Annotated in this window: 15 protein-coding genes and 1 tRNA gene; 9 read left to right on the plus strand and 7 right to left on the minus strand. The window is 58.2% G+C overall.

The annotated features are described in order from the left end of the window. The first annotated feature begins 119 nt into the window (after positions 1-119). Both DTP52_RS15820 and DTP52_RS15825 read left to right on the plus strand, forming a co-directional pair. Positions 120-1,034, plus strand: coding sequence for an autotransporter outer membrane beta-barrel domain-containing protein (locus tag DTP52_RS15820; protein ID WP_109754195.1), 915 nt, complete (start codon positions 120-122; stop codon positions 1,032-1,034). A 250-nt stretch (positions 1,035-1,284) separates the two neighbouring features. Beyond that, positions 1,285-2,910 carry an NADP-dependent glyceraldehyde-3-phosphate dehydrogenase gene (locus DTP52_RS15825; RefSeq protein ID WP_109754196.1) on the plus strand — a complete coding sequence of 542 codons (1,626 nt, stop codon included), beginning with the start codon at positions 1,285-1,287 and terminating at the stop codon, positions 2,908-2,910. Positions 2,911-2,928: 18 nt separating this feature from the next. Here DTP52_RS15825 and DTP52_RS15830 read toward each other — a convergent pair whose 3' ends face one another. After that, on the minus strand, positions 2,929-3,822 hold the full coding sequence (locus tag DTP52_RS15830; protein ID WP_109754197.1) for a DMT family transporter: 894 nt from the start codon (positions 3,820-3,822) through the stop codon (positions 2,929-2,931). A gap of 136 nt (positions 3,823-3,958) precedes the next feature. On the opposite strand from DTP52_RS15830, the gene DTP52_RS15835 reads away from it, so the two are divergent. Continuing rightward, positions 3,959-4,396 carry an Lrp/AsnC family transcriptional regulator gene (locus DTP52_RS15835; protein WP_109754198.1) on the plus strand — a complete coding sequence of 146 codons (438 nt, stop codon included), beginning with the start codon at positions 3,959-3,961 and terminating at the stop codon, positions 4,394-4,396. Positions 4,397-4,438: 42 nt separating this feature from the next. Here DTP52_RS15835 and DTP52_RS15840 read toward each other — a convergent pair whose 3' ends face one another. Beyond that, positions 4,439-5,788: a hypothetical protein gene (locus DTP52_RS15840; RefSeq protein WP_109754199.1), complete on the minus strand. Its 1,350-nt coding sequence runs from the start codon at positions 5,786-5,788 to the stop codon at positions 4,439-4,441. A gap of 400 nt (positions 5,789-6,188) precedes the next feature. Next, a complete protein-coding gene (locus tag DTP52_RS15845; RefSeq protein ID WP_014338124.1) occupies positions 6,189-6,860 on the minus strand; it encodes a Bax inhibitor-1/YccA family protein in 672 nt (223 codons plus the stop codon). Positions 6,861-6,984: 124 nt separating this feature from the next. On the opposite strand from DTP52_RS15845, the gene DTP52_RS15850 reads away from it, so the two are divergent. The 3 genes from DTP52_RS15850 to DTP52_RS15860 all read left to right on the plus strand — a co-directional run bounded on the left by DTP52_RS15850 (position 6,985) and on the right by DTP52_RS15860 (position 10,133). After that, positions 6,985-7,072: transfer RNA gene (locus tag DTP52_RS15850), tRNA-Ser, on the plus strand. Positions 7,073-7,199: 127 nt separating this feature from the next. Continuing rightward, positions 7,200-8,060 (plus strand): prohibitin family protein, encoded by an 861-nt coding sequence (locus tag DTP52_RS15855; RefSeq protein WP_109754200.1) that lies wholly within the window; start codon positions 7,200-7,202, stop codon positions 8,058-8,060. Positions 8,061-8,336: 276 nt separating this feature from the next. Beyond that, positions 8,337-10,133 (plus strand): DAHL domain-containing protein, encoded by a 1,797-nt coding sequence (locus DTP52_RS15860; protein WP_109754201.1) that lies wholly within the window; start codon positions 8,337-8,339, stop codon positions 10,131-10,133. 75 nt (positions 10,134-10,208) lie between these two features. On the opposite strand, the gene DTP52_RS15865 is transcribed toward DTP52_RS15860, so the two are convergent. Further along, positions 10,209-10,400 (minus strand): DUF2188 domain-containing protein, encoded by a 192-nt coding sequence (locus tag DTP52_RS15865; RefSeq protein ID WP_109754202.1) that lies wholly within the window; start codon positions 10,398-10,400, stop codon positions 10,209-10,211. 112 nt (positions 10,401-10,512) lie between these two features. Further along, positions 10,513-11,412, minus strand: a complete 900-nt coding sequence (locus DTP52_RS15870) for a polysaccharide deacetylase family protein (protein WP_109754203.1) — start codon at positions 11,410-11,412, stop codon at positions 10,513-10,515. Positions 11,413-11,629: 217 nt separating this feature from the next. Between DTP52_RS15870 and DTP52_RS15875 the strand changes: the two genes are divergently transcribed. The 3 genes from DTP52_RS15875 to DTP52_RS15885 all read left to right on the plus strand — a co-directional run bounded on the left by DTP52_RS15875 (position 11,630) and on the right by DTP52_RS15885 (position 12,570). Continuing rightward, positions 11,630-11,884, plus strand: a complete 255-nt coding sequence (locus DTP52_RS15875; RefSeq protein ID WP_053125507.1) for a DUF6555 family protein — start codon at positions 11,630-11,632, stop codon at positions 11,882-11,884. Positions 11,885-12,049: 165 nt separating this feature from the next. Then, entirely contained in the window at positions 12,050-12,280 is a 231-nt protein-coding gene (locus DTP52_RS15880; RefSeq protein WP_109754204.1) for a hypothetical protein, read from the plus strand. A gap of 95 nt (positions 12,281-12,375) precedes the next feature. Further along, positions 12,376-12,570 (plus strand): hypothetical protein, encoded by a 195-nt coding sequence (locus DTP52_RS15885; protein WP_109754205.1) that lies wholly within the window; start codon positions 12,376-12,378, stop codon positions 12,568-12,570. A 23-nt stretch (positions 12,571-12,593) separates the two neighbouring features. Here the strand turns inward: DTP52_RS15885 and DTP52_RS15890 are convergent, their stop codons facing one another. After that, positions 12,594-12,821, minus strand: a complete 228-nt coding sequence (locus DTP52_RS15890) for a PLD nuclease N-terminal domain-containing protein (RefSeq protein WP_109754206.1) — start codon at positions 12,819-12,821, stop codon at positions 12,594-12,596. Between the two features lie 87 nt (positions 12,822-12,908). Then, positions 12,909-13,094 carry a hypothetical protein gene (locus tag DTP52_RS15895; protein WP_109754207.1) on the minus strand — a complete coding sequence of 62 codons (186 nt, stop codon included), beginning with the start codon at positions 13,092-13,094 and terminating at the stop codon, positions 12,909-12,911. Positions 13,095-13,197 lie beyond the last annotated feature (103 nt).

Below are 13,197 nucleotides of genomic sequence, written 5' to 3' on the forward strand. Positions count from 1 at the left end.
TCTGGAACCCGCAAACGCGGGCCGCCAGAGGCTTGCCTCAATCCATTCGGTCGCCCCTCATTCGGGGTAGGAGAGACGCCAAAAAGCGAGAAATGCATGCGATTGCAAGGCAGGCCACCATGAAAACCTCCCTCCGTCCACAAGAGATCACCATCACCTTCCACACCCTCTCTACTTCGTTGTTGCTGCTTTCCTCCATGGAGGTACAGGCCTGGCCTGGCGAGGAGACAACGCAGCCCTGGTATGGCCGAACACAGTCCCACGACCTCAGTACCGCAGCGATCGGCGGTGACCCCGCCTCCAGCAAGAGCCCCGCCCTGTTCACATTACGAAACGACAGTGGCCATACCCAGCGCATGGGGCTGATCAGTGGACAAAACCAGATTATTTCAACCGGCAATGGCCTGCTGGTGACGCCTGTCATGGCCGATCCAGGCAAGGATGCCGTCAACCTCAAAGGCTCGAGCCTTGGCGCCTACTGGAGCCTGACCGGGCCTGCGGGCTGGCATGTGGACCTGAGCGCCAGTGGCGGCCGGGTCAATGGCTACAGTCGCACCGAACAAGGCCAGCGCCAGGCCGCCGAAGGTAATGCGGTGACGCTGTCGGTCGAAGGTGGCTTTCCGATTGGCATCGGGACACACTGGGTAGTCGAACCCCAGGCGCAGTTGATCAACCAGCGCATCACCCTCGATACGCCGAATACCGAGAGCGGTACCGGCAATGAACTGAGCAGTTGGAGCGGCCGCGTCGGTGCACGACTCAAAGGTAACTACCAGGTCAATGGCCTGGGCATGGAGCCCTATGTGCGCACCAACCTGTGGCACACGGTGCAGAGCGCCGATACGTTGTCCCTGGACAAGGTCGACAAGATCAGCAGCAGCCGGAAATCCTCCACCGTCGAAGTCGGCCTGGGCCTGGTGGCACGGGTCACGCCGGCGGTAAGCCTGTATGTCAGCGCCGATTACAGCAGTGACGTCGACGACAACGACCTCAACGGCATCATCACCAGCATGGGCGTGCGGATGCGCTGGTGAGCAAAAGCTTTGTAGGAGCTGTGTAGAAGCTGTCGAGTACAACGAGGCTGCGATCTTTTGATCTTTCGCTTGGAACTCAGTGCCTGGGAAAGATCGCAGCCTCGCTTCGCGAGGTAGCTCCTACGACATCGCCAGGCGCGAGCAATCTGCCGCCACTTAAAAAACACCTCCATTAAGGCGTATAACGCTAAAAGCGATTTATACCTGCAAGCCGTCCGCCCATGGCTCATTTCATTGATGGAGTAACGACATGACCACCGCCCCTTTTCTCGCCAACCTGTTTCCCAGTGCCGCCGACATCCCGGACGCCTACCGCCTCGAAGGCCGGATCGAACAGCGCGAATACCTGGTCGACGGCATCCTGAAAACCTGGCAGGGACCACTGGCCGTCGTGCGCAGCCCCGTTTACCTGGCGGGTGAACTGGGCGACGAGCAAGTGATTCTAGGCAGCACACCGCTGTTGGATGCCGAGACCGCCCTCACCGCCCTGGACGCCGCCGTCCGGGCTTACGACCGCGGCCAGGGCCAGTGGCCGACGATGCGCGTCGCCGAGCGCATCCGTCATGTGGAAACCTTCCTGGCGCGCATGCGCGAGCAACGCGAGGCCGTAGTCAAGCTGCTGATGTGGGAAATCGGCAAGAACCTCAAGGATTCCCAGAAGGAATTCGACCGCACCTGCGACTACATCGTCGACACCATCAACGCCCTCAAGGAGCTGGACCGACGCTCCAGCCGCTTCGAGCTGGAACAGGACACCCTTGGGCAGATCCGCCGCGTCCCCCTGGGCGTGGCCTTGTGCATGGGCCCGTACAACTATCCGCTGAACGAAACCTTCACCACGTTGATTCCCGCCTTGATCATGGGCAACACCGTGGTGTTCAAGCCAGCCAAGCTCGGCGTGTTGCTGATCCGTCCATTGCTGGAGGCCTTTCGCGACAGTTTCCCGGCGGGCGTGATCAACGTGATCTACGGCAGTGGCCGGGAAACTGTCAGCGCACTGATGGCCAGCGGCAAGATCGACATCTTCGCCTTCATCGGCACCAACAAGGCTGCCAGTGACCTGAAGAAGCTCCACCCGCGTCCGCACCGCTTGCGGGCCGCCCTGGGGCTGGATGCGAAGAACCCCGGGCTGGTGCTACCGGATGTTGACCTGGACAACGCCGTCAGCGAAGCCTTGACCGGCTCGCTCTCCTTCAACGGCCAACGCTGCACGGCGTTGAAAATCCTGTTTGTCCATGAGGACGTGGCGCCAGCGTTCATCGAGAAGTTCAACGCCAGGCTCGCCACTCTGAAACCCGGCATGCCATGGGAGGACGGTGTGGCGCTGACGCCGTTGCCCGAGGCGGGCAAGGTCGATTACTTGCACTCGCTGGTCGCCGATGCGCTCGCCAAGGGGGCAGAAGTGAAGAATGCCCACGGTGGCGAATCACGCAGCTCGTTCTTCTACCCGGCAGTGCTCTACCCGGTGAATACGGCGATGCGGGTCTACCACGAAGAGCAGTTCGGCCCGGTCGTGCCCATCGTGCCGTACCGTGACCTCAATACCGTGATCGACTATGTGCTGGAGTCCGACTTCGGCCAGCAACTGAGCATTTTCGGTACCAATCCGGCGGAAGTCGGCAAGCTGGTGGACACCTTCGCCAATCAGGTCGGACGTATCAACATCAATGCCCAGTGCCAGCGCGGCCCGGATACCTTCCCGTTCAATGGTCGGAAAAACTCAGCCGAAGGCACCTTGTCCGTTCACGATGCGCTACGCACCTTCTCTATTCGTACGCTGGTGGCCACCAAGTTCCAGGACAGCAACAAAGCGCTGATCAGCGACATCATTCGCGAACGCGATTCCAACTTCCTGACCACCGACTACATCTTCTGAGCCACGCCGAACGGTGCCTCAAGACAGGGCTGCGCGGCGCAACTTGATGCCCCAGCCCTGCTGCATGCCTGCGGCCGCCAACAGGATCGCCGCCACACCCAACCATTGCAGGAGTTCAAGGCGATGACCGAAGGCGAACCAATCGACGAAGATCGCCGCAATCGGATAGATAAACGACAGCGCGCCGGTGATCGCCGTCGGCAATCGTTGAATCGCGCTGTACAACAACACGTACATCACACCGGTATGCACCATGCCCAGGGTCAGCAGGCTGGCCCACGCCCCGGCGTGCTGTGGCAACGCTGAGAAGTTCGCCCAGGGCGCCAGGAGCAATACGCCGGTGCTGACCTGGATCAGTGCAATCAGATGCGGCGGCGTGCCGGTCAGGCGCTTGATGATCAACGCTGCGATGGCGTACAGCAACGCTGCGCCCAGCGCCAGCGCGATGCCCAGCAGATAGGCACCGCCGCCCTGCCCTTGTTCGCCGTGGGAACTGACGATTGCCAGCATTCCGAGAAACGATACCGCCAGCCAGAACAGTTTTTGCGCGGTGATCCTTTCTCCCAGGAACAGAGCCGCCAGCCCGACCAACATGAACGGCTGGACGTTGTACACCGCCGTACCGATGGCAATCGAGGCTCGGGAGTAAGAGGCGAACAACAGCACCCAGTTGCCGACAATCGCCACCCCGCTGAGCACCGCCAGCAGAAACGTGGTGCGTGTCAGGATACCTGGACGCAAGAAGCCGAAACCGGCGCAAATCAGCAGTAAAGTGGCGGCGCCAAACACGCAACGCCAGAACACCACATCCAGTACCGGCAGGCCCGAGACCAGCACGAACCAGCCTATGGTTCCGGAGATCAGCATGGCGGCAGTCATTTCGAGCGAACCGCGGCGTAGGGTCTTGTCCATCTTCAGGCTCCTTCAGCAAGTGAGGCACAGTATGCCGAGCCAGTGGTTGGGTTCTCCATGGTCTGAAAAAGGCTAAACTGGCTTTCGACCTTTTTTATCAAGGCAACTTCGAGCATTCGCCTAATGGAACTGAAAAATGACTGACGACATCGACCAGATCCTCATCAGCGCCCTGATGGAAGATTCCCGACGCTCCCTCAAGGCTCTGGCGAACCTGAGTGGCCTGTCCTCTCCCAGCGTCGCCGAGCGCCTTCGCCGGCTCGAAGAACGCGGCGTGCTCAGGAGCTACACCGTCGAGGTAGACCCCAAGTGCTTCGGCTATCAACTCCAGGCCATCGTGCGTATCCGCCCGCTGCCGGGGCAGTTGCAGGAAGTTGAACGGCAGATCCAGGCCATCGCTGAATTCACCGAATGCGACAAGGTGACCGGCGAAGACTGTTTCATTGCCCGACTGCATGTGCGCTCGATGGAACAGCTGGACACGCTGCTGGACAGGCTCAATGTCCTGGCCGAGACCAATACGGCCATCGTCAAGAAAACGCCCGTCAAACGGCGCTTGCCGCCAATGGCGTGAGTCGGATCCGGCCTCGGTTCGTGTCCGAGGCCGGAGGCCACGCTACTGAAGGTCTTCCAGTTCAGGGCTGCGTTGGACTTTGTGCACCTCTTGCTCAGGCGCATTGCTCGCCTTCATCAGATTAAGGGGCTGTATTTTGGCGCAAGCATTCTGGCCGTCGGCATACACTCCGCTGTGGTTGCATTTCCAGTCATAGAAGTTGGCCAGGGAACCGGACAATTGCAGGCTGTAGTCGGTGCTTCGGGTGCCAGGGGTAAAGGGTTGGCCGGCTGGAATATTCTGGAACCACTTCATCCACTCCTCACCGCCCACGGGTGGCGGGTTGGCTTGGAAGGTCGGGTTCATCAGCGCCAATTGCTGGTACTCAGCGGTCATGTGGCAACTCAGGCAGGAGGCCTGGGGATTGTCCACGGGACCGTTGAGGCGCCCGTTCCAACCCAGATGGGTGGGTGGCAGCTCTTTGGTGTTCGCGTTGATGGCTGTCTGCTTGAGCGCCGGGTTGATCTTGGTTTCGGTAGGGGTCGGGTTGGTGAACGCGTTGCCGGTCTCTTTGGGATCGTTGCCCCACATAATCCCCACGGGCACCAGATTGTTCCAGTTCGCTTTACCGGTCACGGCACCGTTGTATTGGAACGTCCCGAACAGCCAGCCGGTGTCGCTCACGCGGGTGTCCCGCACGGCGATGTCCATCTGAATCAGCGCGACTTGGGTCACCGCGCGCTCTGTCGAGGTGAACGTCTTGGTGGTGTACGCATTCCAGAGCAATGGATTGGCCAGGAATGGCACCGTGGTGACGTCTATATCGGCAAACAACGCCTTGCAGACGACTGTACCGTTGGGAAAGCCCTTAGGTTGTGAGGTGTAGCTCGGGTCAGGGTTCTGCGGGTCTTTCCAGACCTGGCCAATGGTGTAGCCCCCTATATCGTTATAGATACCTACTGCGTAGGTCTGGCCACTGCCTTTTTGAGTGCTCGCCAATTGCAATGGCTTGATCGGTGCCTCCTTGGTAAGCCCTCGGATACCTTCGCGACCATTGGGGCCATAGTGTTGCCATGGCATGTGATACCACTGGCGAACCTTGTTTTTCTGCACATCCCAGCCGATCCCCGTATTGCCTTCCAGGCAATAAGCCTTGACCTCGTTCATATAGGAACGCCAGGTTTCAAAATCATTGCTGAACGTGGTGGGCAGATGCTTGAAGAATGCCGGCATCGAGGAAGGGCCCGGGGCCACGGTGGGATAGTCTTGGCTGAGCCGGAATAATGGACCGGAGTAGACGCTCTTGGGTGGCCCGTAGCCGAAATCAGGGAAGGTCCCCGCGTGGGCGCCCGCCATGGTCAGCGCGCCTGTCAGGGTCAGCAATGCAGCGATCTTTCCTTGGGGGTGGTTCATCGATATCTCCTTATAGGGAGAACGCCCGCCGTCCCATCGAACAATTGAACGATGCGCAGGGTCTCCTTCTGTTATCAGGCTTGGGCACCATGCCCATACCTGCTCACGGTCCACGGTCACTGATGTTGCCCACCTCCTTGGGCCCAAGAGTCGGGCACGACCAGACAAGGCTTGATAGCCAAATGCGAACGGTATCCGGAGGGTGTGGCGAGATTTCGCGCAGTCGCTGATCGATCCACTTCATGCCGCCCCTGGCAATGCAGTTCCTAGCCATAGGTGTAGATCATTTATTCAAAGGTGCCATCACGCTTAAGGCTTTTTAGAGGCTATTGGCCACAACCTCAAAACGCGGACGAAAAAAAGCCCGCCGAAGCGGGCTTTTCACTCATTGCGGATGCAATCAGTCATCGCGACCCATCAGGCCGAACAGTTGCAGCAGGCTGACGAACAGGTTGTAGATCGATACATACAGGCTGACAGTGGCCATGATGTAGTTACGCTCGCCGCCGTGGATGATAGCGCTGGTCTGGTACAGGATGCAGACCGACGAGAACAACACGAAGCCGGCGCTGATCGCCAGTTGCAAGCCGCTGATCTGGAAGAAGAAGCTGGCCAGCACCGCACCCAGCAAGACGAAGAAACCTGCGGTGATGAAGCCGCCGAGGAAACTCATGTCCTTGCGGGAAATCAGCACGTAGGCCGACAGGCCACCAAATACCAGTGCGGTCATTGCAAAGGCCGAACTGACCACTTCGGCGCCGCCCTGCATTTGCAGGTAGCGATTGAGGATCGGGCCGAGCAGGAAGCCCATGAAACCGGTCAGGGCGAAAGCCGACACCAGGCCCCAGGCCGAATCACGGAGTTTGTTGGTAAGGAAGAAAAGGCCGTAGAAACCGATCAGCACGACGAAGATGTTCGGGTAACCCACCCGCATCTGTTGGGCGACGTAGGCCATCACACCGCTGAAAGCGAGCGTAAGTGCCAGCAGGCCATAAGTGTTGCGCAGGACGCGGCTAACCTCTAGCTGCTCAGCCTGCACGCTGTTGTTCACTGCGTAATCCTGTTCGCGCATGGCGACACTCCTCCGGTTTTGAAACATTCAGTGGCAAGGATCATAACAGACGCTCTGTAACAAGCTACGTAGAGAGTTTGACAGTGTGTTTCATTCGGGTATTATGGCGCCCGCAACGCAATACGGAGGTGTGGCCGAGTGGTTTAAGGCAACGGTCTTGAAAACCGTCGACTGTAACAGGTCCATGAGTTCGAATCCCATCGCCTCCGCCATCTTCTAACGTTAAAGCCCTGATTATTCAGGGCTTTTTCGTGTCTGGCATTCAGAATGCCTGCTTCGGTCTTTCAGGATTGACATACCGTCATGGCAAAAACCACCCCTCCACTCAAGGAAAGAAAAGTGACCAGTAAAACCATCGGTTCTCTCGTTGCGGCAATCGTAGGCATCGTCCTGTTGTGCGTCTTCTTTGGCAGTTGGTACACGGTCGACGAAACCGAGCGCGGCGTTCTTCTGCGCAACGGGGCGCTGGTCGGGGTGGTTGAACCGGGACTGTCCTTCAAGACGCCGTTTATCGAGTCTGTGCGCCTGATCAGCGTCCAGAGCCAAGTGACGGCTTATGAAGACCTCCAGGCCTACAGCAAGGACCAACAGTCCGCCCAGCTCAAGGTATCCGTGTCCTGGCACATCGCGCCTTCCGATGTCGCGAAGGTCTATACCCAGTTCAAGGATCTTGAAGGCATCCGCGACCGGATGATCAGCCGTCAGGTGCCGACCCAGGTGGAAAACGTCTTTGGCAAGTTCAACGCCGTGGCTGCCGTGCAGAATCGCGTCCAACTAGTCAACGATATTTCGACCGCAATCAAGGCGACGATTACCGGGCCGGTGATCATCGACAGCGTCCAGGTCGAAAACATCGACTTCAGTGACGCTTATGAAAAAGCCATTGAAGCGCGCATGGCCGCCGAAGTGCAGGTCAAGACCCGCGAGCAGCAACTGGCGACCGAGCAGGTTCAAGCCCAGATTCGTGTCACCCAGGCCCAGGCAGAAGCCGATTCTCAAGTTGCCCAGGCCAAGGCAGACGCACTGGCCACCGAATTGCGCGGAAAGGCCGAAGCCGAAGCGATCAAGGCACGTGCCCAGGCCTTGGCCAGCAACCAGAATCTGGTAGAGCTCACCAAGGCCGAGCGCTGGAATGGTGTATTGCCCACCACCGTGCTGCCGAACGGCGCCCTGCCCTTCATTGACATCAAGAACCAGTAAACCCTCACGAGCGCGGCCAGTCCTGGCCGCGCTCGTCCACCGTCTCAGCCTTCACGGCCAATGCCATCGAGCTGTCTCGTTAACGCTACACTCACGTCACTGACGACCCCCGACGTTCACCGTTAGCAGGGAGCTCAACGTGTACCCAGGCAAAAGCAAACCCACGCAAACATCGCTACGACAGTTCAACGCTCTCTTCGCCTCACGCTCTGACATTTCCCGCCCGCCCGGGCATTCACCGACACCCTCGACAGGCGCCCTGAACAGGAGAATCGCGTGACCTACATTATCAAGAAGTACAAATGGCCTGCCTTGCTGGCCGTCGCGCTGATTGCGTTTTCAGCCCTGATATTCTTTCTGATCAAGTCCTATACGTACGACTCATCGACCTACTTCGAATCCCGTGACTTCATCCGCCAACTCAAGCAGGCCGACGCTAACTGGAGCGTCAAGATCCTGAGGAAAAAAATCGGCGTCAACAACAATCTGTCGCTGGCGCCACCGCCTGAGGCGGGCAGCCGATGGGAGCAGTTGGAGCAGCTCAATAACGCAGGTCCCCTGGCGACTCTTTGGGCGTCCAGGCGCCAAGGTTATGTGGATGCGGTCAAGAACAAGACAGTACTGGTCGATCAATTCCAGCAACACAACGCCAAGCTGCGCACTGCCCTGGACGCTCTGCCGGTCATCGAAGACGACATTCAGACATTGCTCAAGGAGATGACAGTCAAAAGCCCTGCGGAACGCCTTACGGTGGCTTCCAATGTGCTTGAGCTGTCACTGACGACGCTGGAGTACGCATTGTATGTCACCTCGGACAAAGCCAAGGAGGTGCAGAACCAGCTCAATGAACTGGAACGATACATCAGCCAGTTACCCGCGACCTATCAACCTCCCTTCATCACCCTGGCGCAGCACGTCAGAGCTATTATCGAGGAACAACCGATCGTCAATGACCTTCTTGACCGCATCAGCGTGATTCCGGTGGCCCAGGAACTGGATAGCATCAACGAACTGTTGAACGAGACGCAGCGCAGGACGGCTGCTGCGGACCGTCAATACCATGTCTACCTGGGTGTGTGCGCCAGCCTCATGGCGCTATTGATGATCTACCTGGCGGTGCGGCTGGTTCGCAGCTACGCCGTCATCAACCAGATCAACCACGAACTGCAATCGTCCAATGAACGGCTCGAGGAGCGCGTGCAAGAACGCACTCGCGAACTGAAAGAGGCTGAACGTGAACTGGTGGACGCCGCACGGATGGCAGGCATGGCCGAGATCGCCACTAACGTGTTGCACAACGTCGGGAATGTGCTCAACAGCGTGAATATTTCCGCGGACCTGGTAACCCGCAAGTTGCGCAGCAGCAAGACACTGGGCCTTGGAAAAGCCGTAAAAATGATGAATGAACATGCCGACGACCTGGGCCAGTTCATCACCAGCGATGAAAAGGGCAAATTGTTGCCCCGCTACTTCAATGAGCTGGTCGACTCCATCGCCGCCGAGCAAACACTGCTTATCGAAGAACTGGCGCAACTGACCAAAAGCATCGACCACATCAAGGAAATCGTCACCACCCAGCAAACCTACGCCGGAGCTGCCAGGCTGATCGAGGCACTGAGCATCAGTGATCTGTTCGAAGATGCGTTACGCATGAACTCGGGCGCGCTGAGCCGGCACCACGTCACCGTCATCAAGGACTATCAGGACGTCCCGATGATAATGGGTGACAAGCACAGGTTGCTGTTGATCCTGATCAACCTCATCAGTAACGCCAAATTCGCGATGTCGCACGTCAGTGATCATCCTCGGGAAATGATTTTGGGAATCCGGGTCGTCGATCAGAAAACGCTGTGCGTCAGCGTCAAGGATCGAGGCGAAGGCATTACGCCCGAGAACCTGACCCGCATCTTCAACCACGGGTTCACCACCCGCAAGGACGGCCATGGCTTCGGCTTGCACAGCTGCGCCTTGGCAGCGGTTGAAATGAATGGCCACCTCCATGTCCATAGCGACGGCCCTGGACAGGGAGCGCTGTTCACCCTGGAAATTCCGCTGGAACTGGCACCCACCTGACAGAGATGGAGGAATCGGCTGCGCAACGAACCATACGGCTCGGTTCGCAGCCAACTCCCCTTGCCTTTGACGGCGCTATTTGGCGGTCGCAGCCTGGCGGCCGTGTTTTTTCCTGGCCGGCAATGCGGCGGCGTAGGCCAGTGCTTCCTCACGGGAAGCAAAGGAGCCCAATCGGTCGGCCTGAGTGCAGACCCGCCATGGGCCGCTGTTTACGCTGAGCACGTCATACCCGTTGATATGCATTTTGGTCAGCATCGCAGTACTCATTGTCACCTCCTTTCGAGATAAACCAGGGTTACGCCACCTACCTTACACTCAGTTTGCGCAAGGGTGCCAACCGAGCGTCGCAACCTTGCGCAACGACGCAGGCCTGAGTCTCTCAATGGGAATCCGAATCCCACAACCAATCCCACAAACCCGGCAAGTGCACCGGTTCGCTAGTGTTCTTGACCGTGCGCGCCATCGCGGCCCGCTCCAGCGCCTGACGGTCATCATAGAAGGGCTTGGCGTCGGTCTTCACGCCCGTGGCTCGGGCAGCGTCGAGCAGGATTTGCAAGTATTCCCGGGCATGTCGGGCGGTATAGCGGTTGAGGTCATGAAAGGTGACCACCACCGGAATCACCCCGTCAACCGCGGGCAACTGCCCGGCGGCGATGCGTTCGCGCACTTCAGAGAGCTGGCGCGTCAGGTTGATTCGCCGTCGTGGGCTGGCGGTGATTCCCCAGACCTTACCGTCGTTGGCGCTCAGGTCGGTCAGCAACACGTGCAAGCCATGCTGCTGGTAAGCGGTGAAGGTGCGCCTGTCGTAACTCCAGAACGGCGGCCTCACCAGGGTGGGCGCTGCCCCTGTGATGGCGGCGATATCACCCCCGCCCTTGACCAGTGACTGCTCCAGTTCGTCAGGACTCAGAAAGCGATGGTTGGTATGCCAGTAAGTCGCCGTATGGAAGCCCAGGATATGACCTTCGCGCTGTTCACGGTGCATCACCGAGCGTCCGATGTCGCTGTTGCCAGCTCTTAGTGCACGGGTCTGGACAAAAAATACCGCCTTGATCCCCGGCTGCACCGGGTTGTGCGCGAGGGCATCCAGCACCTCCAGGCTCGGGTTCCAGAAAGACGAGGCACTAGGCCCGTCATCGAAGGTCAGCAAAAAACGGATCGGGGGTTGTGCCAGCAGGCTTTGCTCGGTTTGTGGAGTCAGTTCGATGGGCGGGCCGATGCATCCCGACACACCGATGGCGAGGACTGCGATAACCAGCGCCCTGGCGATGTTTTTCATGTTCTGCCTTTATCTGATACCGCACTGTCTTGCCTGTTAATCCCTGGCACATGGTGTGAAGCTCACCTTGGAGAAGGTTAACCGGGTTTGGTTCCGGACAGCGAGCAGCGACTTGGCTGCGCGACTACCTGGCGTGATTTTTGACCGTCTGGATAATTCGATGGAATTTTCCGCACGCCTCCGTATCCATCCGTATAGAACTAATTAGGGAGGATTTATGGGCGGGCCATCGCTTTACATCATCGACTACATGCTCCATGGCGAGCCGAAGTCATTCATCATTCGCGCCGAAGTGATGAATAACTCCGAAGCTTGGCATTGGGCCAGTTGCGACGCGGGGGTCGGGCGCATTCCGAAATTCGGACGGGAAAAGGTCAAGCGGGTTTCAAAACCCCTTGCTGAAAAATACGGTATTACCGACGTGCGCTGGCGAGCAAGCGTCGCGCCGTCCTGGGTCAAGGAGTCCGGCTGACTTAAATAACCCCTGTTTCCGGTGCACCGGTTGTCCAGCCGGGCGCCGGATTCTTCGACAGAACCGACATAACTCAACTACGCTTTAAGCGATAGCATGACCCGCCCCTGGCGGGTTTTGTGCTGCCTCATCAACGCTCAATGCAACCCTGAATGGAGGTGTGACATGTCCGAAAAAGAGTCCATCACCACCCTGCTCACCTTGCTGGAATCGCGTCAGGCCAGGCTTACGGCAGCCTGCAAGGAAATCGCCGATTGGGTCGACCACCAAGGCGGGCATCCCACTGCGGTGCGCATCCGTGACCGGCTCAACGACATCGAGAAAGACGCCCCATCGATCCAAAGCGCACTGACGTCGCTGAAGCCCGCTGAACGCCCTCTGCCCAAGTTCCGCTGACGCACCGCGCCCGACATGTGCCCCCCTTGAGTTCTACCGGTTGGAAAACCGATGGAACACGGGCTTTTTTTGCACCTCGAAATTGATAGGCACCGGTGCAAAAGCCACAAAGGGAGAAACCTCATGATTGCCAGATTCCTGCTATTGATTGCACCAGCAAGGACAAGCACGGTGGGTCGGCCAATCTTCCCGATAATGCCAAGGTGACGTGGTACTACTACGGTATCGAACAGTTGCAGCAAGCCCAGGAAGACTGCGAAAGCACCGGCGGTAACTGGATAAACCAGTGAAAAGTTGACTCGGAGAGCCGTTTCTAGCCCTTGCTGTGCTCCGGCGATGACGGTCCTTCCTTGATCCCGCGCGGCCCAGCTACGCCCCAGATAACCAGGCCCACAACCGGCAGAATGATCAGCAACAGGGCCCAGCCAGCCTTGGTGCCAGCCGACTTGTCGCTTCGAAAGACGCTGACGATCGCCCATAAATCGACGAGGAGCAAAAGCACCGCGACAGCGATCCAAAAATAACTGGCTAATTCGGTCATGGCCTAATCCTCTTGTCGGTTTAAGGATTAGGCACAGCCGTTGAGACGCCGTTCAAAGAATTTTTACCCTTGGTGCGCCCAAAGGACCTATCCCCGCTCATTCAAATAAGCGACCCATTGCTCATAGGCTTCATGTTGACGGCGGACCGCTTCATCCCAGGTCGATCCACTCATTTGATGGATACATATGAGCTTCATCATTTCCGACGTTGCCGCATCGAGCTCCACCAGGAGCTCATGGGATTTGATCTTGAAATCTTCAACGCTGGTCATATCTCGCTTCCTTCCCCGGGAGGGGCCCGGCCAATGCACCCAACATGGATTCATTTTTTTGAAGCTGATTCATTTGAGGCGATAACCGGTCGAAAGCCTAGTG

The sequence above is a fragment of the Pseudomonas sp. 43mfcvi1.1 genome (assembly GCF_900115935.1).
Taxonomy (GTDB): Bacteria; Pseudomonadota; Gammaproteobacteria; order Pseudomonadales; family Pseudomonadaceae; genus Aquipseudomonas; species Aquipseudomonas bijieensis.

What these genes read in the sequence shown, in the direction of transcription:
- DTP52_RS15820 (WP_109754195.1), top strand. Translation starts at nt 120, where the DNA reads ATGAAAACCTCCCTCCGTCCACAAGAGATCACCATCACCTTCCACACC.
- DTP52_RS15825 (WP_109754196.1), top strand. Translation starts at nt 1,285, where the DNA reads ATGACCACCGCCCCTTTTCTCGCCAACCTGTTTCCCAGTGCCGCCGAC.
- DTP52_RS15830 (WP_109754197.1), bottom strand. Translation starts at nt 3,822, where the DNA reads ATGGACAAGACCCTACGCCGCGGTTCGCTCGAAATGACTGCCGCCATG.
- DTP52_RS15835 (WP_109754198.1), top strand. Translation starts at nt 3,959, where the DNA reads ATGACTGACGACATCGACCAGATCCTCATCAGCGCCCTGATGGAAGAT.
- DTP52_RS15840 (WP_109754199.1), bottom strand. Translation starts at nt 5,788, where the DNA reads ATGAACCACCCCCAAGGAAAGATCGCTGCATTGCTGACCCTGACAGGC.
- DTP52_RS15845 (WP_014338124.1), bottom strand. Translation starts at nt 6,860, where the DNA reads ATGCGCGAACAGGATTACGCAGTGAACAACAGCGTGCAGGCTGAGCAG.
- DTP52_RS15865 (WP_109754202.1), bottom strand. Translation starts at nt 10,400, where the DNA reads ATGAGTACTGCGATGCTGACCAAAATGCATATCAACGGGTATGACGTG.
- DTP52_RS15870 (WP_109754203.1), bottom strand. Translation starts at nt 11,412, where the DNA reads ATGAAAAACATCGCCAGGGCGCTGGTTATCGCAGTCCTCGCCATCGGT.
- DTP52_RS15875 (WP_053125507.1), top strand. Translation starts at nt 11,630, where the DNA reads ATGGGCGGGCCATCGCTTTACATCATCGACTACATGCTCCATGGCGAG.
- DTP52_RS15880 (WP_109754204.1), top strand. Translation starts at nt 12,050, where the DNA reads ATGTCCGAAAAAGAGTCCATCACCACCCTGCTCACCTTGCTGGAATCG.
- DTP52_RS15890 (WP_109754206.1), bottom strand. Translation starts at nt 12,821, where the DNA reads ATGACCGAATTAGCCAGTTATTTTTGGATCGCTGTCGCGGTGCTTTTG.
- DTP52_RS15895 (WP_109754207.1), bottom strand. Translation starts at nt 13,094, where the DNA reads ATGACCAGCGTTGAAGATTTCAAGATCAAATCCCATGAGCTCCTGGTG.